Source organism: Gymnodinialimonas mytili, assembly GCF_037544085.1.
Classification (GTDB): Bacteria; Pseudomonadota; Alphaproteobacteria; order Rhodobacterales; family Rhodobacteraceae; genus Gymnodinialimonas; species Gymnodinialimonas mytili.
In genome coordinates this window covers 112,352-134,389 of record NZ_JBBIFW010000004.1, presented here as the reverse complement: position 1 = coordinate 134,389, position 22,038 = coordinate 112,352, and the positions used below count along the sequence as shown (strand labels likewise).

Below are 22,038 nucleotides of genomic sequence, written 5' to 3'. Positions count from 1 at the left end.
GCGGCGCGACCCGGCGCGCTCAGACCACCCAGAGCGCCGATTGCGGCAAATGGATGGACAGCGTATCGCCGGGCGCAAGCGCCTGGACGTCATTGGGGTTCACGATCGCCTCAAGAAGCGTATCCTTAACCCGAAGCGTCAGACGTGTCTGGCTGCCAAGAAAAACCACATCGACGATCTGGGCGGAGAGCATATTCGTGCCGTCAGCGGGCATCCCGAGACGTACGTTTTCGGGGCGGAAGGTCAACGTGCCCGGGCCGGTCGCTACGTCTTTTGGCAAGATCAAACGCCCCAGGGCGCTGTCGAAGCTCCCGTCGCAGGACATGCCGGGGATGAAGTTGCGCCCGCCGAAAAACCGTGCGGTCGCTTCATTGGCGGGGCGTTTGTAAAATGCATCTGGACGGTCATATTGTATCAACCGGCCCTCCAGGATCAGAGCAACTCGGTCGGCCATGACCACCGCCTCCTCTTGATCGTGGGTGACGAGGATCGTGGTGATCGCCATATCTCGCTGCAAATCACGGATCAGGTCGCGCATGTCAAACCTCAGATGCGCGTCAAGGTTTGACAGCGGTTCATCCAGCAGCAGAACATCGGGTTCAACGATCAAGGCCCGTGCCAGGGCGACCCGCTGTTGCTGTCCGCCCGACAAGGCCGCAGGTTTGCGCGCGCCCATATCGGGCAGCTTTACCCGCTCCAACATATCGGCGACGCGGCGCGTGATCTCCGCAGGGGCGGTTCTGCGCATTTTCAAGCCGAAACCGACATTCTCGGCCACCGACATATAGGGAAACAACAGATGGTTCTGGAACACCATGACGGCGCCGCGATGTTCGGGCTTGTCGCGCAGGATCGAGCGATCATCAAAACGGATATCGCCTGCGCTTGGCTCCAGCAGGCCCGCGATCATCTTCATGGCGGTGGTCTTGCCGCAGCCCGACGGCCCCAGTAGGGCGATCAATTCGCCAGAGCCGATATCAAGGCTCAGATGGTCCAGGGCGGGCGTCGTGCTGCCGGGATAGATCTTGGTCAGATCGTCGATGCGGACATGGGTCATAGTCGACCGAACCCACCGACAGCGCCCGACCGACCCGACAGATGTTTGGCGGTCAAAAGCAGGATCAGGATCCCGGGACCCATATAGATCATCGCGATTGCGCCGGTGATGTCGTTGCGGCCCGAGGTGGCGAAGTTGAACAGCAAAAGCGGGAGCGTCACGACACGTCCGCCACCGATCACAAGCGTCAGGATGTATTGGCTCCAGGAGACAAGGAAGGCAAACAACCCGCCCACGATGATCCCCGGCAGGATCGCGGGCAGGGTCACATACCGGAACGTCTTCAAAGGCGACGCGCCCAAGCTGCGCGCCTGCGCCTCGAAGGTGGGATCGTAATTCGAGAAAACGCCTGCCATCACCAACGTCATATAGGGCAGCGTCGGGATCAGATGCACCAAGATCACGCCTTGGACGCTGTTGGTCAGGCCGAGCCAGATGAACAGGGAATGCACGCCCAGAACCACCGCGATGCCCGGCACGATGATGGGGGCGAGGATCATCATCTCAATCACCGACTTGCCGCGGAATTCATACATGCCAAGGGCGCGGCCCGCGGGCACGCCCACCAGGATCGACAATGCCGTGGCCCCCAGGGAAATACCGATGGTTAGCCATAGGCTGTCGAGAACACCCGATATGTCGGAGATCGCGTATTGCCAGGCCTGCATCGTCCATTGCTGAGGCAGGATGTCCGGAAAGAACCAGCCCCGCGCGAAAGACCAGATTGCCAGCGGGATCAGGGGCAGGATCAGCCAGACCACCAGGATCACGCAGGTGAGATAGCGGAACCATTTGGTCCAGATGCCGTCTTGTCCGATCATCCTAGCCCCTCACGCGTTTGCGCGCGTAGCGGATGTAGAAATACAGCATCGCGGCGCTGAGCAAGGCGATCACAATGGCCAGGGCCATCGCTTCGGGTCGGGCGGCGAGATCCACGTCGGTATAGTTGCGATAGGCCAGCACCGGCAGGGCGGCCGGGTGATTTGCACCCAATAATGCCGGGATCTCGTAAGCGCCGAAGGTGAAGGCAAAGACGATCACGCTGGCTGACATCAGGCCTGGAAAGATCAGCGGCAGCAGAACATGCCGAAAGCTTTGCCATCTGCTGGCGCCCAATGACCGCGCGACACTTTCGTAATCCTCGCCAAGTGTCTGCATATTGGCCAGGACGATGACGCCGATGAACGGCACCTCTTTCCAGACATATTGCAGGATAATTCCGATCGCGAAGGGATCAAAAACCAGGGCCGGGAAGTCTGCGGGCCGTTGGATCAGATCGACCTCTGCCGCCAACCGCGCAAAGACACCCGATTGCGAAAACAGGTAGAGGATACCGATCGCGCCCACCAAATGCGGCACGGTCAGGTTCAGCTGAAACAGGAAGTTGATCAAGGCGCGCCCGAGAACGACCCGTCGCAACAGCAGCGCTGCGCCCACCGCCAAAACGCACGAGATCAATGTGGAGGTGAACGAGATATGGAAACTCAGCAGAAACGAAAGATAGACGTCGCGGTCCGTGAAGACGGCGATATAGGCGTCGACGTTTGGCTCGGTCAGGCCGATCACAGGCATGTAGTTGAAACTGCGCATTAAGCCGATGGCCAGGCCGCCGAAAAACAGGATCCCGATGACCGAGATGGCAGGCAGCAAAAGCAGGACGATTTTTACGCGATCAGACATGACAGGCCGACCTTTCGCAGTGCAGGGAAACTGGCGCCCCTTTGGGCTTAGTTCGATCCGACGTTCTCAATCCACCCCTGCTCGATGGCTGCGATCCACTCGGCCTGAAGCTCGGGCAGAGCATTGGCGGCCAGATCCTCGGCCGGGGCGACATTCGGATGCGTTTCGATCGCGTCGAAGGCCTCGGCCATCTCACCCTCCAGGCGCGTCACATCGATGCCGGGCGCCGCACCCCAGATTTCGGGCCGCAGCTTTTCAAGCTGTGCCTCCGCCGACAACAGCACGTTCTGTAAAACCAGTGCCGCCGCCTTGTTGGGAGAGTTGAATGGGACGAGCGTGTAGTTGGTGTTGCCGATGGTTCCATCGGTCAGGGCATAGCCCTGCGTTGTTGGGGGGAAAGTGCCATTCAGGATGTTTACGCCCACCGTTGCAGGGTCATAGTTGAAGATGATGCCGACCTCCTGGTTGGCATAAAGCTGCTCCAGCGCGGACATGGAGGCAGGATAAGTCGCGCCGTCGCGCCACAGATACGGCTCCAGCCCATTCAGGATTTCCCAGGTTGCCGCGGCAGCCTCGTCAAACACCGCCTGGTCGAACGCGCCCAGAAGGTTTTCGACGCCGCCCGCGGCGTGATAAAACACGTGCCGCACAAAGACCGACCCGTTGAAATCCGGCGGCGCGGGATAGGTGAACTGCCCTGGATTGGCCTCGATCCACTCCAACAGCTCCGGGATCGCGAGCGGCGGCGCGGAGTGCAGCGCGGTATTGTAGGCAAATGCAAATTGCGCCGTGTTCCAGGGGATTTCACATCCGTTTACCGGCACGCCGAAATCATTCGCGATGGCGGGATTGTCCCAATCGATCAGGGCATTGTTGGGCAACAGATCCGGATAACCGCAATAGGCCAGATCGCCCTGCACCATGGTGCGGAAGTTTTCACCGTTGATCCAAATCAGGTCGACCGACCCGTTATCCAGATTGCCAGCCTCGCGCTCGCCCAAGACGATGTTGACCGCCTCGACCGTGTCCGAGATACCAACGCGGTTCAGGGTGATCCCGTAATCCTCTTCGAGAATGCCGCCGATATAGCCCGAGACATATTGGTTGATCGCGTCGGAGCCGCCCCACATGAACCAATTGACTTCGCCGCCACGGGCCAGGGCGACGATCTCATCCCAATCCATTGCGATCAGCTGGTCGCCATCGGCGGTGTCGGCGGAGGCGGCCATTGGCCACAGCGCCACGCTTATGGCCAAGGCTGACAGTCTGGATCTCATATTCATCTGTTCGTTCCACCATTCGCGTTTGTGGCATGCGCCTGTCTGGTGGTCGGTTTACAGGGGGAACGGGGCGGGCTCCAATGCCGTTTCGAACACGATCTCGTTGGGTTGGCAGAATTGCAGTGGTCTGGCCTTGTCTTGGTTGCCTTCCTCACCCCGCCGGGTCATCGGTGGCGCGGACATAACTACCGAACGCGATCAATTGCTGCTCGAATTCGGCGATGCGTTTGGGGGCCGCTCGGCTGTTGGTGATCATGTCGGCGACGATGGCTTCAACCAGAACAAAGCCTGCGCCCAGGGACGGCAGGGTTTGCGGACCCTCCATGGGCAGGCAGAAGACCAGCGCCGCGTCGCGCGCGAAGGGGGAGGCATAGGTATCCGTGATGGCGATGACCTGCGCCCCGCGGCTGAGCGCGGCCTGATGTGCGCGAACGACCTCGGCGGAATACAGCGAAAAGCTGATCAGCACGACGACATCGGCGGGTCCAGTCCGGGTCAGCGCGTCGGCGATGCTGCCGGGCTCGGTTGATGGCGGGGCGAAGTTTTCGAATGCCATGCGCCCAGAATAAGTCAGGTAATGCGCCAGGGAAAAGCAACTGCGGACGCCGAAGCAATGCACCCGACGGGCGCGGCGCAGCATGGTGCTGGCCTGGCGGATCCGGGCGCTGCTGGCCTCATCGAGGATCGCATCGAGATTGCGATGGGATGCGGCGCGCAGGCGGTCGAACAGGTCATCGCCGTCCCCGGCATTGAGTCGTGCGGCGCGCGATCCATAAAGCCCGCCCTGTTTGCGCAAGGCGGTCTGAAACGCCACCCGGCAATCCTCAAACCCGGAAAATCCAAGCGCCACGGCCAAGCGATAGACGGTGTTCACATTCACATCCGCCAGGCTCGCCAGGCGCCGGACGGAGTGAAAGGCCATGTCATTGGGATGCGCCAGGGCCCAGGTGGCAAAGGCGGATATAGCGGGAGAGCCGTCATGCACAAGGTCGGCCAAGGCGCGGCTGAGCGCGTCATAGGACCCGTCGGAAGGCATCATGTCATTTGCCATATGAAACAGATGCCTCTCCCGCTTGACACTTTTCAAGTGTTCGTTTCATGCTCGCCCATGTCTGAGACAATCTGCCAGACCAACGGGAGTACATCATGAACAAGCATTTGGTTGGCGCGGTCGCCGCGGCCACGACGATTTTTGGTGCGGGCGTCGCATCGGCCCAGGATACGTTTATCGCCATCGGGACCGGCGGCGTGACGGGCGTTTATTATCCCACCGGCGGTGCGATCTGCCGCCTGGTGAACCGCGACCGGGCCGAACACGGCATCCGCTGCGGCGTGGAATCGACCGGTGGGTCGGTGTTCAACATCAACGCCATTCGCGGCGGTGAACTGGAATTCGGCGTGGCCCAGTCCGATTGGCAGTATCACGCATTCAACGGCACCTCGCGCTTTGAAGAACAGGGGGCGTTTGAAGAACTGCGCGCCGTCTTCTCGGTCCATCCCGAGCCTTTCACCGTTGTGGCGCGCGCCGATGCGGGGATCGAGAATTTCGAAGATCTGCAGGGCATGCGGGTAAATGTCGGCAATCCCGGCTCCGGCCAGCGCGGCACGATGGAAGTGCTGATGGGCGCCATGGGATGGACGATGGATGATTTCTCCGTCGCGTCCGAGCTTCAGGCTGCCGAGCAGAGCCAGGCGCTGTGTGACAACAATATCGACGCGATGATCTACACAGTGGGTCACCCATCGGGGTCGATCCAGGAGGCCACAACCGCCTGCGACTCGGTTCTGGTGAACGTGACCGGCGATGCCGTCGATGGTCTGGTCGAAGAAAACTCGTTCTACCGCACCGCCACGATCCCGGGTGGCATGTATCGCGGCAATGACGCAGACGTGCAGACCTTCGGTGTCGGCGCGACCTTCGTGACCTCGGCCGATGTGCCCGAAGAGGTTGTGTACACAGTTGTTTCGGCTGTGTTCGAAAACATCGACACATTCCGCGGCTTGCACCCGGCCTTCGCCAATCTCGATCCGGCGCAGATGGCTAATGACGGCCTCAGCGCGCCGCTGCATCCGGGCGCCGAGCGCTATTTCCGTGAAGCGGGTTTGATCGAGTAATCGGCACTCAAATGCTTTGCTGCGGGCGGTTCGAGATCGCCCGCAGCCACATCAAAAAAGACCACGGCTGGGGGACGGCACGATGAGCGATCAAGACGGGCGCGGCGGGCGTCAGTTTTCCGATGAGGAACTGCAGGATCTGGTCGCCAGCACCGATAGCGGTGCGCGCAATCCCAGAAATCGCTATATCGCGCTTTTGATCGCCGGTCTGGCGCTGGTCTGGTCGCTGTTCCAGCTTTGGATCGCGCAGCCACAGCTTTGGTTCGCCGAATACATCCCCGCGATGAATTCCACCCAGACCCGGCCATTGCATCTGTTTTTCGCCATTGTCCTGGCGTTTTTGGCCTATCCGGCCTTCAAATCCTCGCCGCGCGATCGCGTGCCATGGTACGACTGGATCCTGCTGGCGGGCGGGGCGTTTTGTACCTTCTACGTCTTCTGGGCCTCTGACACACTGGCCATGACCGCGCGGTCGGGTCTGCCCACCGAATTTCAGGTGATCCTGGGCGCGGTTGGTATCTTGCTTTTGCTGGAAGCAAGCCGCCGCGCGCTTGGACCGGCTCTGACCGTCGTCGGATCGCTGTTCCTGCTTTACGCCTATCTGGGCACCGGCTGGCTGATCCCCGATCTGATCGAGCATGAGGGGCTGAGCTTTACCGCGCTGATCAACGCGCAATGGCTGGATACCGGCGGGGTCTTCGGCATTCCGTTGGGCGTTTCGACCGCCTTCGTGTTCCTGTTCGTGCTGTTCGGCTCACTTCTCGATAAGGCGGGCGCGGGCAATTACTTCATCAAACTGGCTTTTGCGGGCCTCGGTCATCTGCGGGGCGGCCCGGCCAAGGCGGCGGTTGTGGGCTCTGCCATGACCGGCCTGATCTCGGGCTCTTCCATCGCCAATGTGGTGACCACTGGGACCTTCACCATCCCGCTGATGAAACGCGTTGGCTTCACCAGCGAACAGGCGGGCTCGGTCGAGGTTGCGTCATCGGTTAATGGTCAGATCATGCCGCCGGTGATGGGTGCTGCGGCCTTCCTGATGGTGGAATTCATCGGCATTTCCTATGTCGAGGTGATCAAACACGCCTTCATCCCCGCCGTGATCAGCTACATCGCGTTGATCTACATCGTGCATCTTGAGGCGCTGAAGAAAGACATGCCCGCTTTGGGCAAAGCCAAAAGCTTCTCGGGCATGTTGCTGAAATTCTTCATCGGGTTTGCTGTCGCAGGCGCGGGCTTCACCGCTTTGATCTATGCGGTCGATTTTTTGCGCGGTGCGGTGCCCGGTGGGACCGGGCCGATCATGATGGCGGTTCTGGCGGCGGTCTATGTGTGGCTCGTCGCCATAGCCGCCCGCAAACCTGACCTTGAGATCGACGATCCAAATGCCGAAAAGGTCGAACTGCCCGAGGTGAAGGATATTTACGCCACTGGCCTGCATTACGTGCTGCCCATCGTGGTTCTGGTCTGGTTCCTGATGGTCGAGCGTCAATCGCCCGCCCGGTCCGCCTTTTTCGCCACGGCGTTGATGATCGGCATCATCGTCACCCAGCGCCCGCTGAAGGCGTTGTTCCGGGGCGAGGGCGCGCGCATCGCATCGGAGTTCAAGGAAGGTCTGATCGACCTGCGCGACGGTCTGATCGCGGGCGCGCGCAATATGATCGGCATCGGTGTGGCGACGGCCGCCGCCGGGATCATCGTGGCCACCGTCACCCGGACGCCCATCGGGACGGAGCTGGCCGGTCTGGTCGAGATGCTGTCGGGTGGGTCGCTGTTCCTGATGCTGTGTCTGGTTGGTCTGTTCTCTTTGATCCTTGGTATGGGCCTACCCACCACGGCCAATTACATTGTCGTCTCGTCGCTGATGGCGGGTGTGGTCGTGTCGCTCGGCGCGCAAGAGGGGCTGATCGTGCCCCTGATCGCGGCGCATCTGTTCGTGTTCTATTTCGGGATCATGGCGGATGTGACGCCGCCGGTGGGGCTGGCCAGTTTTGCCGCCGCCGCGGTCTCGGGCGGCGACCCGATCAAAACCGGTTTCACGGCGTTCTTCTACAGCCTGCGGACCGTCGCGCTGCCCTTCCTGTTCATCTTCAACCCGACCCTGATCCTCTATGGCGTGGATCTGGGCACATGGGCGGGCGTCGGGCAGGCGGTATTCGTTTTCATCGTTGCGACCTTTGCGATGCTGCTGTTTGCGGCGGCGACACAGGGCTATTTCCTGGCCAAATCCCGCATCTACGAAAGCGCGGCGCTGCTGCTGGTGGCCTTCACCCTGTTTGTGCCGAATGTCTGGCTGAACATGGTACAGGATCCGTTCCGCGCCATCGAACCCACCCAGTTTGAAACCGTGCTCGCCGAGGTGCCTGAAGGCGAACAGATCCGGCTGCTGATCGCCGGGCCCGATTTCAACACCGGCGAGACGGCGGAAACGACGCTGGTGGTGAATGCACAGGGCGCCTCGGCCATGGAGCGGATGACCAATACCGGCCTGCTGCTGTTGCCCGAAGGTGATGTGATGCGCCTGGATGAGCCGATGTTCGGCACCAGCGCGGCAGAGGCGCTGATCGATTTCGACTTCTATGCCGACGATCCAGTGCAACTGGCGTCGGTGCAGGTCGCGCAAGAGCGGTTGCCTGAACAGGTCTTCTATCTTCCCGCGCTGTTACTGTTGGGCCTTGTCGTCTTGCTGCAACGTCGCCGCCAAACCAAACCGGCCTTCTAAGGACCTTCGACATGTTCAAGACGATCCTATTGCCCATCGATCTGTCCGCCCCGGCAAGCTGGACCAAGGCGTTGCCCGTTGCGATGGATCTCGTCAAAGCCTCCGGCGGGAGCTTGCATGTTCTGACCGTGGTGCCGGATTTCGGCCTATCTGTCGTGGGCAGCTTCTTTGACGAAGGGTTCGAGGAAAAGGCGCTGCACAAGGTGGGTGAGGATCTGACCGATTGGGTCAATGAACAGGTGCCAGCCTCGATCGATGTGCATCCCCATGTCACCCATGGCCGCGTCTATGAAATGATCCTGGAGGCCGCCGATAAACTCGACGCCAACGCGATTATCATGGCCTCCCATACGCCGGAGCTGAGTGATTACCTGCTAGGCCCCAATGCCGCGCGTGTGGTCCGCCACGCCAAACAATCCGTCTTTGTGGTGCGGGAGGATTAGGGGCCGATGACCCATGTGTTCGGGCGCAGTGCTGCAGTGTTGCGCAAAGCGGTGCGGGGCGATGGCTGCTACATTATCGATGCGGATGGCACGCGCTATCTGGACGGGTGCGGTGGCGCGGCGGTGTCGTGTTTGGGCCATTCCGACGAGCGCGTTCGTGCGGCGATGCATGCCCAGATCGATGCATTGGCTTATGCTCATACCGGCTATTTCACCTCCGATACCGCCGAGGAGCTCGCTGATCTGCTGATCGATCATGCGCCCGAAGGGATCGACAAGGTCTACTTCCTCTCCGGCGGGTCCGAGGCGATGGAGACCGCGATCAAGTTGGCGCGGCAATACATGGTTGAAACTGGCCAGCCGGACCGCCACCGCGTGATCGCGCGGCGGCAAAGCTACCATGGCAACACGCTTGGCGCTTTGGCGGCGGGGGGCAATGCCAAACGGCGCGAGAAATATGCGCCGCTGCTGGTCGAAACCTCCCATATCAGCCCGTGTTTCGAATATCGCCACCGCCGTGACGATGAGAGCGCGTTTGACTATGGCCAGCGCGTCGCCAATGAGCTTGAGGCGGAGATCCTCCGCCTGGGGCCTGAGACCGTGATGGCCTTCATTGCCGAGCCCGTTGTGGGCGCGACGGCGGGCGCGGTGCCGCCGGTCGAAGGATATCTGAAGCGCATCCGCGAGATCTGCGATCAATATGGCGTGTTGCTGATCTTGGACGAGGTCATGTGCGGGATGGGCCGGACCGGCACGCTGTTCGCCTGCGAACAGGATGGTGTTGCCCCCGACATCACCGTGATCGCAAAGGGGCTTGGCGCGGGTTATGTGCCGATTGGCGCGATGCTCTGTTCCGGCAAGATCTACGACGCGATCGAGGGGGGCTCTGGCGCGTTCGAACATGGCCATACCTATCAGGCCCATCCGACCTCTGCCGCCGGCGCCTTGGCTGTTCTGCGCGCCATCCTGGATCGGGATCTGCTTTCGAATGTGAAGGGGCAGGGCGCCAAGCTGCAGGCTGGGCTGAGCGCGATTTTTGGCCAGCACCCCCATATCGGTGACATTCGCGGGCGGGGCCTGTTCCGCGCTTTGGAAATTGTCGAGGATCGCGCCACGAAAACGCCTTTTGATCCGGCCCGCAAGATCAACGCCAAGGTGAAAGTGGCCGCGATGGAGGCGGGGCTGATGGTTTATCCCGGCGGCGGCACGGCGGATGGCGTGCGCGGCGATCACATTCTGCTGGCCCCGCCCTTCATCATCGAAGATGCGCAGATTGATGAGTTGATCGGCAAGCTGTCGGGCGCTTTGGAGATCGCTCTGCGCCCATGACCCGGTTTCAAACGTTGCCTCGCGTGATGCTAGCGCCCAATGGCGCGCGGCGGATGAAGGCCGACCATCCGGCTTTGCCCATCACAATCGCAGAGACGGTGGCCGCCGCGAAAGCTGGTTTCGACGCGGGCGCCGATGCGCTCCACGCCCATATCCGCGATGCCGAGGGGCGCCATTCCCTGGATCCCGGGCTCTATCGCGAATTGCTTGCCGAGATGGCGCGTGTCGTGCCTCACATACCGGTTCAGATCACCACGGAATCCGCCGGTCTGTTTGACGCCGCAACACAGATCGCAACCGTCCGCGCGGTGGAGCCCGAAAGCGCCTCCGTCGCGATCCGAGAGCTATGGGCCGATCCCGCGATGCAGGACGAGGCGCGGCGCTTTTACGCCTGGGCCGATGAGGCCGGGATCGCGATCCAACACATCCTCTATACGCCGGATGACGTGCAGCAGTTGGCGCGCCTCATCGCCGACCACGCGCTGCTCGAGCAGGTGCAATGTATCTTTGTTCTGGGCGCTTACACGCCGCCGAGTCCCGGTAGACCGGATATGATCGACGCATTTCTCGACGCGGCGACAGCTTTGCCGCTCGCGCCGGACTGGGCGGTTTGCGCCTTCGGCCCATGCGAGATCTCCTGCCTTGTCGCGGCGGCTCAGAAGGGTGGCAAGATGCGCATCGGCTTTGAAAACAATATGATCGGCCCCGATGGAAGGCCGTTTGCCGACAATACAGACAGCCTGCGCCATCTGATGGACCGTTTGGCGCAGCAGGACCTCTAGCAAAGACATGCCCTGTTTTTGGGCACGATTGATGCGCCCGCGACGCGCTGAATAAGGAAACATGGCGCGCCCTCCGATCTCCCTTGTGATGCGGTGCCGATCCTTGCAAATCTATCGCTCACAAAGAAGGGGAGCGCATGGGGCAGGGCTTAACCAGTGAGGCGAAGCGCGGTCTGACGATGGTCAGCCCTCCGCTGATCTTTGCGTTGCTATTGCTGGCCGCGCCGCTGCTGACGATCATCCTGTTCAGCTTCTGGACCCAGGATTTTCTGACGATCAACCGCACCTTCACGGTTGAAAACTATACCGAGGCGTTGACCGATCCGCTTTATCGCACGTTGCTGCTGCGCTCGCTCAGGATTGCGGGGTTTGTGACGCTGGCGACGGTCGTTTTGGCCTTTCCCATCGCCTATTACATCAGCTTCCATGTCCGCCCAGAACGGAAGGCGCTTTGGATTTTCCTGATCACCATCCCGTTTTGGACCAGCTACCTGATCCGTATCTTCCTGTGGCGCGTGATCCTGGCCTTTGACGGACCGGTGAATGGGACGCTGATCGAGCTTGGGGTGATCGATACGCCGTTGCCCTGGATTTTGTACAATGCCAATGCCGTGGTGATCACGCTGGCCCATGCTTTCGCGCCCTTTGCGATCCTGCCGATTTTCGTGAGCCTGGAGAAGATCGACCGATCTCTTTTAGAGGCCGCGCGGGATCTGGGTGAAAACGCGGTGATGACCTTCCTGCGCGTCACACTGCCGCTGGCCATGCCGGGGGTGCTGGCCGCCGTGCTGATCGTCTTTATCCCAACGGTCGGCGATTACGTGACGCCGCGCCTGGTGGGCGGATCGGGCGGAACGATGATTGCCAATATGATCTATGTGCAGATCTTCGATCTGTCGAACCGGCCCATGGGGGCCACGCTGGCCGTGTTCGCGATGCTGGCGGTCACGATCACGCTGGCCTGGGCGATTTTGCACGTCCGGTTCTGGGTGCATCTGAATGACAGGGTGGGCGGCGGCCTGGCGGGGCTTGGCCTGGCGGGCGCGGCGGCGGCGGTGGATATCGGCATCCTATGGCTGATCCTGCGAAATGGCGATGCTTGGTTCGGCCCGGCGGGTACTTTGGGCGTGATGGCAGCGATCATGGCGGGTGGTGCGATTGCCATCGCGATCTTCCTGCCGAAGGGTAGGTGGGGCCTATGAGGATGCGACCACTGGCCCTGTTTGCCGGGCTTTACCTGCTGTTCCTCTACGCGCCGATCATCCTGCTGCCGCTATTCGCGTTCAATGATGGAACGGTGATTGCCTTTCCGTTGCAAGGTTTCACGACGCGCTGGTTCATCGATCTCGCAAACACACCGGATCTGCGCGAGGCGACGGGCAATTCGCTGATCATCGCCTGTTCTGTCGCGGTTCTGGCCACTTGCCTCGGTCTTTTCGCGGCCCGTGCCGCGACACGCTATACCTTTCCGCTAAAGGGCGGGATCATGGGCTTCATCATGTTGCCGCTGGTCCTGCCTGAGGTTATCGTCGCCATCTCGCTTCTGGTGACGCTCAGCCAATTGGGCCTGACGACGTCGATCTACACGATCATTCTGGGCCACACGCTGTTATGCATGCCCTTCGCCATCGCGATCCTGCAGGGCAGCTTTTCCGGCCTCGATCAAAGCCTGGAAGAGGCGGCGATGGATCTGGGCGAGACACGCACAGGCGCGTTTTTCGCCGTCATCCTACCGCTGGTTGTGCCGGGCATCATCGCCTCGCTGCTGATCTGTTTCATCATCTCGCTCGATGAATTCATCATTGCCTTTTTTCTCAGCGGCAATGAGCCGACCTTGCCTGTCTATCTATGGGGGCAGCTGCGATTCCCGGCGCGGCTGCCAATCGTGATGGCCCTGGGAACGATCCTAGTGGCGTTGTCGATCCTGCTGCTGGTGGTTGCCAATGCGCTGCGCCGCTATGGGCTGCGGCGCTCGGGGCAAGACGATAGCGGAGGGTTCCTGTGACGGATGCGTTGATCAGCCTGCAGGGCGTGCAGAAGTACTATGGCGAGTATCACGCGCTGCGCGGGATCGATGCTGAGATCGGAGCGGGCGAGTTCTTTTCGCTGCTTGGGCCCTCGGGCTGCGGGAAAACAACCCTGCTGCGCGCGATTGCCGGGTTTGAGGATATCTCGGGCGGGCAGATCCTGTTGGCGGGCCGCGATATGGCCGGCGTCGCACCGAACAAGCGGCCCACGAATATGGTCTTTCAAAGCTATGCGATCTTTCCGCATCTGAGCGTCGAACAGAATGTCGGCTTCGGGCTCCGGCGCTCCGATCTCAGCGCCGCGGAAAAGACCCACGCGATCGGCGCCGCGCTGGAGATGGTGGGGCTCGGCCATCTGGGCAAACGCGCCGCCCATGCTCTGTCCGGTGGCCAACGGCAGCGCGTGGCCCTGGCACGCGCGCTGATCCTGAAGCCAAAGGTGCTGTTGCTGGACGAACCGCTCAGCGCGCTGGACCGCAAGATGCGCGAAGAGATGCAGGTGGAATTGATCAAGCTACAGCGCGAGGTCGGTATCACCTTCATCCTGGTCACGCACGATCAGGAAGAGGCGCTGGTGATGTCGGACCGCATCGCGGTGATGTTCGAGGGCGAGATTGCCCAGCTTGACGATCCCGAAGTGCTCTACCGCCGCCCGGCCACGCGCCGTGTGGCCGATTTCATCGGTGTGATGAACTTTTTGCCGGGTCAGGCGGGGTCGGGCGGTCTGGATGTTGCGGGGCTGGGCCGCGTCGAGATCGACGCCGTGCATTGGCCGCAGGGCAAGGTTCTGGGCGCCTGCGCGGTCGGGCTGCGGCCCGAGACGATGTCCCTGCTTTACGAGGGAGAGGTCGCGCGGGCCCGTGAGGTGACGGGCGTCATTGACGAGGTCGTCTATTACGGTGACATGACCTATTACGACGTGCGCCTGGACGGTGCACCAGAGCCGCTGAGGCTGTCGATGCGCAATGTGGTGGGCCGCGATGTGCTTGAGGTCGGCGCACAGGCCCGGCTGGCCTGGGACCCACGGGCGATGGTGGTGTTTCCGGGCGAGGGGGGCTCTCCCGCCTAGGCGCACTTGCGAAGCAATCCCGCCCAGTTGGGCGTGGCGCGCCGTCGCCTTCGGCGCTGTCGGCGCGGGGCGTTCCGCGTGAGGGCAGCTTGCCGCAGAAACCGATTGTTAGAGCGCTTTTGCTATCGTGAAGAGGAAATGCCCCTCGGCGCTCGTCGTCTGCCGGATCAGATGATGACCCTGTTCGGTGCAGAAATGCGGCACGTCGATCTGGGATGCCGGATCCGTCGCCAAGAGCTGAACCTGGCTGCCGGGCGCAACAGATGCCAGCGCTTTGCGCAAGCGCAGCACGGGCAGCGGACACAGAAGATCGCGGGCATCGATTTGAAGCGGGTCTGTCATGGGACGACCTAACCGCGCGTGTTACGAAACGTCCACGGGAATGTGACCAATGGCCCCGTGACATAGCTAAGATAGAGCCTTAACGCTGAGCGCATGTTTGGAATTGACCTCTTTGACGCCTCGCTTCTGCCGGCGATGATTGTGGCCCTGCTGGCCGGTGTGCTGAGCTTTCTCAGCCCCTGCGTGCTGCCGATTGTGCCGCCCTATCTCGCTTATATGAGCGGGATTTCGATGACCGACATCCAGGAAGAGGCACGGGCCTCGCGGCGCAAGGCGATGATGCCCGCGCTGTTTTTCGTGCTGGGTCTGTCGACGGTGTTCATATTTCTGGGCTTTACAGCCTCGATATTGGGCCAGTTTTTCCTGCAAAATCAGATCCTTCTGGCGCGTCTTTCAGGTGCCGTGGTGATCATTTTCGGCCTGCATTTCCTGGGCATCATCCGCATCCCGATCCTGGATCGCGAGGCGCGGATGGATGCCGGGGATCGCGGCGGATCGACGGCGGGCGCCTATGTGCTGGGCCTGGCCTTCGCCTTTGGTTGGACGCCCTGCATCGGACCTCAATTGGGCGCGATCCTGTCCATCGCGGCGACGGAAGCCTCGGTTGAGCGGGGCACGACATTGCTGGCGGTCTACGCGATCGGCCTGGGCGTGCCGTTCCTGGTGGCGGCCGCGTTCATCGATCGGGCGCAGGGGCTTATGGGGCGAATGAAGCGCCATATGAAGCTGATCGAACGGGTGATGGGCGGCCTTTTGGTGGCGGTCGGCGTGGCCCTGATGACCGGCGCCTTCTCGGCATTTGCGTTCTGGTTACTGGAAACATTCCCTGCTTTGGCCTTGCTGGGGTAATCCCTGCTGGCTCTGCGGCATTCACATATTATGCTGGCAGGCATGAAACCCGTCCGCCGCCGCCGCGTGCTTTATATTCCCGGCTATGATCCGATGCCGCCGCGCAGCTATCGCGAGCGCTATCGCCGCGAGGCTGCGAAACAAGCGGAGCTGTCCGGCTACCGGGTCGATCTGGCGCCATCCGGCCCCAATGGCTGGCGCGTGACGGCGGAGGTCGAGGGGGCCGATGTTCTGGCCGAGATCGAGGTTCTGCCCTGGGCCGATCTGGTTCAGACCTCCATGGCGGGCGGGATCTGGCAAACCTATCACCGGATGTTGTGCACTGCGTGGATTTACATCGGCTCAGGTGCCTTGTTTCGACTGATGCGCTTGCGCAAGGGGCCGGTGATCGCGGCGCTCTATCCGGTTCTGGTGCTGTTTGGGCAGGCGGCCTTGGCGGTTTGTATCGCTGTGGGTGTCGCCTTCGCCATCTACCGCATCGGCGCTTGGGCCACGGCATCGCTCGACAATCCGTTTGATGCGTTCCGACCAATTGCCGCGTTGGCAGGCTTCTGCGCGGGATGGTGGGTTTTGCGCTGGTGCGCGCGCCGTGACCATCTTCTGGCGTGGTATCTGATAAGGGATTACGCCTTCACGGCGCAGGAGCGCGGGGCCTATCCGGCGGCGCTCTCGGATCGGTTGGACCAGTTTCGGGACCGTCTCGCGCGGACCATGGCCGAAGAGGTCGACGAGGTCCTTGTGGTCGGCCATTCCTCGGGCGCGTTTTTGGCAGTGTCGGTTGTAGCAGACCTGTTGCGCCGCGGGCCGGAGCGCTCTGGTCCGACGCTGTCGCTGCTGACGCTCGGTCAAGTCATCCCGATGCTCAGTTTCCTCCCGGAGGCTGGCCGCTTGCGTGCCGATCTGGCGGCCGTATCGGTCTCACATCGTGTCGATTGGGTGGATATCTCGGCGCCCGGCGACGGCTGCGCGTTTGCACTGTGCGATCCGGTTTCGGTCACGGGTTTGGCCGGGCCCGCAAAACGCGGCCCCTTGGTCTTGTCGGCCAGTTTCACGCAAACCTTGACGGCGCAAACACGGGATGCCCTGAAATATCGCCTGTTCGAAACACATTTTCAGTATTTGAACGCCTTCGATGCCCTGCCGGACCGGCGCGATGCCTATGAATATGTGCGCGTCACAGCGGGGCCCATGATGTTGGCGGATCGGTTTGCCACCCGCGCCCCCTCGCACAGTCGGATCGAACAGCCGGTGAACCGGTTTACCGATATCGCGGCATGACCGACTTGCCGCCAAAGCCCGTCGCACGGGCCGACCGCGTGTCATTCTGGCGCCATATGCGCCTGTTCCGGAAGGATATTCTATCTGCACAACCGGCACGGCTTTACCGTGCGTGGATGGCCGAATTCCGTACCCCTTTCTTCCGGTCTTATCTGGTCAATCAGCCGGAACTGGTGGCGGAAATCCTGAAGACACGCCCGATGGAGTTTCCAAAATCCGACCGCGTGGGCGCAGGATTGCGGCCCTTGCTGGGCAACAGCGTCTTTCTGACCAATGGCGCAGAATGGCAGAGGCAGCGTCGCATCATCGACCCCGCCTTTGAGGGCGGGCGCTTGCGCGATGCATTTCCGTCGATCCGCGCGGCGGGGCAGTCCGCTCTGACACGGCTGCCGGAGGGCGCCGTCGAGATTGAAGCCGAGATGAGCCACCTCGCCGCGGATGTGATTTTTCGGACGCTGTTTTCGATACCGATCGAGGCCCAGATCGCGCAGCAGGTTTTCGATCAATTTCAGACCTATCAACGCAGCCAGCCTCTCCTGAACGCAGCGGCGCTTATGCCTTTGCCGCGCTGGCTGCCGGTTGGCCAAAGGGGGCAAACGCGCGCAACGGCCCGCGCGATCCGCGCGTTGATCACGCGCATGGTCGATACGCGATTGGCCGAGATTGCGGCGGGCACCGCGCCCGATGATCTGGCAACGAAGATCATGAGCACGCCTGATCCAGCGACGGGTGAGACCTTTGGCGCGGATGAGATGGTGGATCAGGTGGCGATCTTTTTCCTGGCCGGGCATGAAACATCGGCCGCGGCGCTCAGTTGGGCGTTGTATCTGCTGGCACGGTATCCCGATTGGCAAGATCGCGTCGCCGACGAGGTGTGCGCCTTGCCCGAGGAGGTGAGCTTCGGCGATCTGTCAAAGCTTAGCCTGACCCGCGACGTGGTCCGCGAGACGCTGCGGCTCTATCCGCCGGTCCCGATGATGGTGCGCGAGACCACGGGGCCTGAGACCTTCCGCAAGCGCTCGCTGCGGCGGGGCAGCCAGATCGTCCTGTCACCATGGCACCTGCACCGCCATGAACGGTTGTGGGAGCGGCCCGATGCGTTTGATCCGGCGCGGTGGCAGAACGAGGCCACCAGAGCCTGCGCGCGTGCGGCCTACCTGCCATTCTCTGCCGGGGCGCGGGTTTGCAGCGGTGCGGGTTTTGCGATGATGGAAGCTGTACTGTTGCTGGCCATGCTGGTGCGCGCCTTCCGGTTTAAGACGGTGACGGATCCGGTGCCCGTCGCGCATCTGACATTGCGTGGCAAGGACGGGATCCATCTGCAGCTTGACCGCCGGGCGTAGCGGACTTCTCGCGGATGCGGGCAATACCGCGTTTTCCCCGCATCTGCGAGATAGGCTTGGGACGAGCTATAGGGCTGTCGGATCGGCGTAACATAAACCTACCCGCGACTGGATTAACGCCTTGCTACGGGCGCGCTTTCGCCTGTTCGAGGATAAATACCCGGATCGCCGAGGCCAGCCCGGCCGAAACACCGCGGGCGGCGTCAATCTCCGCCACTAGCGCGTTCATCGATGTCCCGCGATCCGCGGCGATGCGCTGCAACTCCACCCAAAACGCATCCTCCAGTGACACCGACGTTCTGTGCCCCTGCAAGGTCAAAGACCGCTTTCGAGGCCGGGCGTCACTCATCTGTCCGATGCGCGTCCAGATCCTGCGCCGCTTTATCCGCCCGTGCCGCATCGGCGGCGCGTTCGGCCTTGCTGCGCCCATGTTTTGCAGCATTGGCATCGGCTTGCCGCCGTTTGCCCGACCGCGCGCGATCCTTCCGGGCGCGGTTTAGGTTGACGATCTTGCCGCTCACTTCGGCCCGATCATGGTTTCGGGGCGCACGACGCGGTCAAACGTCTCTTCGTCCACAAAACCCAGGCCAATCGCCTCTTCCTTCAGGGTCGTGCCATTCTTGTGGGCGGTCTTGGCGACCGTGGTGGCATTGTCGTAGCCGATGGTCGGCGCGAGTGCCGTGACCAGCATCAGGCTCTCATTCATGATCTTGTCGATGCGCTGCGTATTGGCCGCGATCCCGGCGACGCAATTGTCGGTGAAGGCCACGCAGGCATCGCCGATCAATTGCATGCTCTGCAGTACATTGTAGGCCATCATGGGTTTGTAGACGTTCAATTCGAAATGCCCCTGGCTGCCTGCGAAGCCCACGGCGGCATCGTTGCCGATGACATGGGCGCAGACTTGAGTCATCGCCTCGCATTGGGTGGGGTTCACCTTGCCGGGCATGATCGACGATCCGGGCTCGTTTTCGGGCAGCATCAACTCACCCAAGCCGCAACGCGGGCCCGAGCCCAACAGCCGGATGTCATTGGCGATCTTGAACAGGCTTGCCGCGGCGGTCTTCAGGGCGCCCGACATCTGTACCATCGCGTCGTGGGCGGCGAGCGCTTCGAACTTGTTGGGCGCGGTCACGAAGGGCAGGCCGGTGATCCGCGCCATATTCGCCGCGACCTCTTCGTCCCAACCGACCGGTGTGTTCAGGCCCGTGCCGACGGCGGTGCCGCCCTGGGCCAGTTCATAGATATCGCCCAATGCGGCCTCGACGCGCTCGATACTTTTGCGGACCTGGTGCGCGTAGCCGCTGAATTCCTGGGCCAGCGTCAGGGGCGTCGCGTCCATCGTATGGGTGCGCCCGATTTTGATGATGCCCTCGAATTCGGCCACCTTCGCCTCCAGCGCGGCCAGCAGATGCCGCAGGCCCGGCAGCGTCACTTCCCGTGCGGTCATCGCCGTGGCGATATGCATCGCGGTGGGGAACGTGTCGTTCGAGCTTTGACCCATATTGCAATGATCGTTGGGGTGGACAGGATCTTTCGAACCAATCGTTCCGCCCAGGATCTCTATCGCGCGGTTGGCGATGACCTCGTTGGAATTCATGTTGGATTGCGTCCCTGACCCGGTTTGCCACACGACCAGCGGGAAATTGTCGTCAAGTTTGCCGTCGATCACCTCTTGCGCGGCCTCGATGATCGCCTCGCCGATCCCGTCGAGCTTACCGGCCTTGTGGTTCGCCTCGGCGCAGGCGCGTTTGATCACACCCAGGGCACGCACCACGGCAACCGGCTGCTTCTCCCACCCGATGGGGAAATTCAGGATCGAGCGCTGCGTCTGCGCCCCCCAATACTTATCGGCGGGCACCTCAAGCGGGCCAAAACTGTCGGATTCAGTGCGGGTCTGGGACATGGATATTCTCCGGTATGCTATTGTATGCCGTCTAGCGAGGCGCCCCGGTGGCGTCCATGCGACGGTTTACCCTTGGTGAAAGCGATACACGCGGGCAGGGGGCATGTTCCACCAAATCTTATGGCTTTTGCGCCAGGTCAACGCCAATTCGTCCCGAACGACCTTGGTGACGGGCGGTTTCGGGCCGTAAGTGAATTGCACATAGGCCCCGCCCGGCGCGACCTTTTTTGCGAAACCACCCAGGATATCGCGTTGCAATTGCACGGGCATCGACAAAAGCGGCAGGCCGGACACCACCGCCTGCACGTTGTCGACCGGCAGATCCCCGCAATCGCCCGCGCTCATCTGATAGACGTTCAAACCCGGAAAATTCGCGCGCAGCCGGTTGCAGAAATCGGAGTTCATTTCGATGGAATGGCAGGCGTCCGGCGCGATCCCCGCATCCAGAATCGCGCGAGTTATATTGCCGGTCCCGGCGCCAAGCTCGATCACCGGGCCTTTGGTCGGGTCCAGCTCTGCCACCATCTCTGCGCAAAGCCCGCGGGACGAGGGCGCGAGAGCCACCACCTGATGCGGTTTGCGGAACAACTGCCCCATGAACAGCGCAAAGTCACTGGCGGCCATGGTGGCGCCTCCGTCAGCCAAATTCATGCCGCTTGTGACCCGGCAACCACCGGCCATGCAAGGCTAAATCTATGGATCAGTGATTGCGCCGGAACGTGTCGAGGCTGACCACATCGGCGTCCTGCGCCGCGCTTGGGGCAGGCGCCTCGTCATCGGTCGGCTCGGGTGGCTCGGGGGCAGGGGGGCCATCTTCGGGACCGTCGCCATCCTCTTCCTCGGTCCGCTCGAATCTCCAACCGAATTCGACGGAGGGATCGACAAATGTCAGGATCGCGTCGAAGGGAACGCGCAGCCGCTCAGGTGCATCGCCGAAATTCAGTGTGACGGAAAAGCCCGCCTCGTCCACATCCAAACCGTCATACCAATGCTGAATGACGATCATCATCTCTTCCGGATACCGGTCGCGCAGCCAATCGGCCAATTCGGCCTGGTCGTGCCGGGTGTCGAAGGTGATGAAAAAGTGATGGTCGCCCGGCAATCCATGGTCAGAGACCTGTTGCAGCACCTGCCGGATCACGCCGCAGACGGCATCGTGCATCATACGTCCGTAGGGGATCGAGTCGGATGGATCAGACATGTTGGCAGGGCCGTATTTGAGCAGACCATTCTACCATAGAAGATTCGCGGCGGGATGAAACCCGCCGTGGCCTTTGCGTCAGGCCGATGGAAGATTTGCCAAAATCAACCAGGCGGCCAGGGCGGCCTCGGTCCCGAAGAAGGTCCAGCTTTGACGTGATGCCGCATTGTCGCGCAAGATCGAGGTCACGCGGCCCACCGCCGCCCCCGCATAGGCCAGACCCAGCGCCACCCAGGCCATCGGCTCATTTAGGATTAAGACGCCGATGCCGATGCCCACAAACAGACATCCCGACACGGCCGACACTTCGGTATAGGCCATGTTCGTTGGACCTGCCCGCATATCGAGCTTTTCCATCGTCCAGCGCGGTGCCAGCCAGCCAAGCAGGCCAAGGCCAACGGTCAGAACGGCAACGATGATATTGATATAGTCGAGTGCGGTCATTGGATCGGATCCGTATGGGGGCGTGGTATTGAGTAAACGTACCAACACCGCGTTTGGATCACTTGCAAATGAAAAAAACACCAGATTTTTCCAGCGATCTGCTGAGGCGATCTCAGGTGCCGCGCGCCTTGCGCATCGTTCACGGCCATCGTCTCGCGCGATGTCACAGTGAAA

Annotated in this window: 23 protein-coding genes; 11 read left to right on the top strand and 12 right to left on the bottom strand. The window is 61.6% G+C overall.

Translation table 11 applies throughout. The annotated features are described in order from the left end of the window. Positions 1-19: 19 nt before the first annotated feature. The 5 genes from V8J82_RS17075 to V8J82_RS17055 all read right to left on the bottom strand — a co-directional run bounded on the left by V8J82_RS17075 (position 20) and on the right by V8J82_RS17055 (position 5,068). On the bottom strand, positions 20-1,057 hold the full coding sequence (locus tag V8J82_RS17075; protein ID WP_339976935.1) for an ABC transporter ATP-binding protein: 1,038 nt from the start codon (positions 1,055-1,057) through the stop codon (positions 20-22). Beyond that, positions 1,054-1,878: an ABC transporter permease gene (locus V8J82_RS17070; protein WP_339976933.1), complete on the bottom strand. Its 825-nt coding sequence runs from the start codon at positions 1,876-1,878 to the stop codon at positions 1,054-1,056. Before V8J82_RS17070 ends, V8J82_RS17075 begins: the two co-directional genes overlap by 4 nt. A 1-nt stretch (position 1,879) precedes the next feature. Further along, a complete protein-coding gene (locus V8J82_RS17065) occupies positions 1,880-2,737 on the bottom strand; it encodes an ABC transporter permease (protein ID WP_339976931.1) in 858 nt (285 codons plus the stop codon). A 47-nt stretch (positions 2,738-2,784) separates the two neighbouring features. Then, positions 2,785-4,014, bottom strand: a complete 1,230-nt coding sequence (locus tag V8J82_RS17060; protein WP_339976929.1) for an ABC transporter substrate-binding protein — start codon at positions 4,012-4,014, stop codon at positions 2,785-2,787. Between the two features lie 154 nt (positions 4,015-4,168). After that, the gene (locus V8J82_RS17055) at positions 4,169-5,068 is read right to left on the bottom strand and encodes a MurR/RpiR family transcriptional regulator (RefSeq protein ID WP_339976927.1); all 900 of its coding nucleotides are present in this window, start codon (positions 5,066-5,068) and stop codon (positions 4,169-4,171) included. A gap of 95 nt (positions 5,069-5,163) precedes the next feature. Between V8J82_RS17055 and V8J82_RS17050 the strand changes: the two genes are divergently transcribed. From V8J82_RS17050 to V8J82_RS17015, 8 genes are all read left to right on the top strand, one after another. Next, positions 5,164-6,132 carry a TAXI family TRAP transporter solute-binding subunit gene (locus V8J82_RS17050; protein ID WP_339976925.1) on the top strand — a complete coding sequence of 323 codons (969 nt, stop codon included), beginning with the start codon at positions 5,164-5,166 and terminating at the stop codon, positions 6,130-6,132. 82 nt (positions 6,133-6,214) lie between these two features. Further along, on the top strand, positions 6,215-8,851 hold the full coding sequence (locus V8J82_RS17045) for a TRAP transporter permease (protein WP_339976923.1): 2,637 nt from the start codon (positions 6,215-6,217) through the stop codon (positions 8,849-8,851). Positions 8,852-8,862: 11 nt separating this feature from the next. Continuing rightward, positions 8,863-9,294, top strand: a complete 432-nt coding sequence (locus V8J82_RS17040; RefSeq protein WP_339976921.1) for a universal stress protein — start codon at positions 8,863-8,865, stop codon at positions 9,292-9,294. Positions 9,295-9,300: 6 nt separating this feature from the next. Then, on the top strand, positions 9,301-10,623 hold the full coding sequence (locus V8J82_RS17035) for an aspartate aminotransferase family protein (protein ID WP_339976919.1): 1,323 nt from the start codon (positions 9,301-9,303) through the stop codon (positions 10,621-10,623). Continuing rightward, positions 10,620-11,405, top strand: coding sequence for a beta-keto acid cleavage family enzyme (locus tag V8J82_RS17030; protein ID WP_339976917.1), 786 nt, complete (start codon positions 10,620-10,622; stop codon positions 11,403-11,405). Before V8J82_RS17035 ends, V8J82_RS17030 begins: the two co-directional genes overlap by 4 nt. A 137-nt stretch (positions 11,406-11,542) precedes the next feature. Then, positions 11,543-12,607, top strand: coding sequence for an ABC transporter permease (locus V8J82_RS17025; RefSeq protein ID WP_339976916.1), 1,065 nt, complete (start codon positions 11,543-11,545; stop codon positions 12,605-12,607). Next, positions 12,604-13,410, top strand: coding sequence for an ABC transporter permease (locus V8J82_RS17020; protein ID WP_339976915.1), 807 nt, complete (start codon positions 12,604-12,606; stop codon positions 13,408-13,410). Before V8J82_RS17025 ends, V8J82_RS17020 begins: the two co-directional genes overlap by 4 nt. Beyond that, entirely contained in the window at positions 13,407-14,501 is a 1,095-nt protein-coding gene (locus V8J82_RS17015; protein WP_339976913.1) for an ABC transporter ATP-binding protein, read from the top strand. The genes V8J82_RS17020 and V8J82_RS17015 overlap by 4 nt, the downstream gene beginning before the upstream one ends. Positions 14,502-14,609: 108 nt before the next feature. Here V8J82_RS17015 and V8J82_RS17010 read toward each other — a convergent pair whose 3' ends face one another. Further along, entirely contained in the window at positions 14,610-14,843 is a 234-nt protein-coding gene (locus V8J82_RS17010) for a sulfurtransferase TusA family protein (RefSeq protein ID WP_339976911.1), read from the bottom strand. 93 nt (positions 14,844-14,936) lie between these two features. Between V8J82_RS17010 and V8J82_RS17005 the strand changes: the two genes are divergently transcribed. From V8J82_RS17005 to V8J82_RS16995, 3 genes are read left to right on the top strand one after another with little or no spacing between them, the layout of a single operon-like run. Then, a complete protein-coding gene (locus V8J82_RS17005) occupies positions 14,937-15,692 on the top strand; it encodes a cytochrome c biogenesis CcdA family protein (protein ID WP_339976909.1) in 756 nt (251 codons plus the stop codon). Between the two features lie 42 nt (positions 15,693-15,734). After that, on the top strand, positions 15,735-16,970 hold the full coding sequence (locus tag V8J82_RS17000) for a hypothetical protein (RefSeq protein WP_339976907.1): 1,236 nt from the start codon (positions 15,735-15,737) through the stop codon (positions 16,968-16,970). Continuing rightward, positions 16,967-18,313, top strand: a complete 1,347-nt coding sequence (locus V8J82_RS16995; protein ID WP_339976905.1) for a cytochrome P450 — start codon at positions 16,967-16,969, stop codon at positions 18,311-18,313. The genes V8J82_RS17000 and V8J82_RS16995 overlap by 4 nt, the downstream gene beginning before the upstream one ends. A gap of 124 nt (positions 18,314-18,437) precedes the next feature. Here the strand turns inward: V8J82_RS16995 and V8J82_RS16990 are convergent, their stop codons facing one another. The 6 genes from V8J82_RS16990 to V8J82_RS16965 all read right to left on the bottom strand — a co-directional run bounded on the left by V8J82_RS16990 (position 18,438) and on the right by V8J82_RS16965 (position 21,864). Next, positions 18,438-18,662: a ribbon-helix-helix domain-containing protein gene (locus V8J82_RS16990; protein WP_339976903.1), complete on the bottom strand. Its 225-nt coding sequence runs from the start codon at positions 18,660-18,662 to the stop codon at positions 18,438-18,440. Continuing rightward, positions 18,655-18,834 carry a DUF4169 family protein gene (locus V8J82_RS16985; protein ID WP_339976901.1) on the bottom strand — a complete coding sequence of 60 codons (180 nt, stop codon included), beginning with the start codon at positions 18,832-18,834 and terminating at the stop codon, positions 18,655-18,657. The genes V8J82_RS16990 and V8J82_RS16985 overlap by 8 nt, the downstream gene beginning before the upstream one ends. Beyond that, positions 18,831-20,219, bottom strand: a complete 1,389-nt coding sequence (gene fumC / locus V8J82_RS16980; protein ID WP_339976899.1) for a class II fumarate hydratase — start codon at positions 20,217-20,219, stop codon at positions 18,831-18,833. The genes V8J82_RS16985 and fumC overlap by 4 nt, the downstream gene beginning before the upstream one ends. Before the next feature lie 66 nt (positions 20,220-20,285). Beyond that, the gene (locus V8J82_RS16975) at positions 20,286-20,870 is read right to left on the bottom strand and encodes a class I SAM-dependent methyltransferase (RefSeq protein ID WP_339976897.1); all 585 of its coding nucleotides are present in this window, start codon (positions 20,868-20,870) and stop codon (positions 20,286-20,288) included. Between the two features lie 49 nt (positions 20,871-20,919). Then, the gene (locus V8J82_RS16970) at positions 20,920-21,420 is read right to left on the bottom strand and encodes an SspB family protein (protein WP_339976895.1); all 501 of its coding nucleotides are present in this window, start codon (positions 21,418-21,420) and stop codon (positions 20,920-20,922) included. A 78-nt stretch (positions 21,421-21,498) separates the two neighbouring features. Further along, on the bottom strand, positions 21,499-21,864 hold the full coding sequence (locus tag V8J82_RS16965; RefSeq protein ID WP_339976893.1) for a DUF4345 family protein: 366 nt from the start codon (positions 21,862-21,864) through the stop codon (positions 21,499-21,501). Positions 21,865-22,038 lie beyond the last annotated feature (174 nt).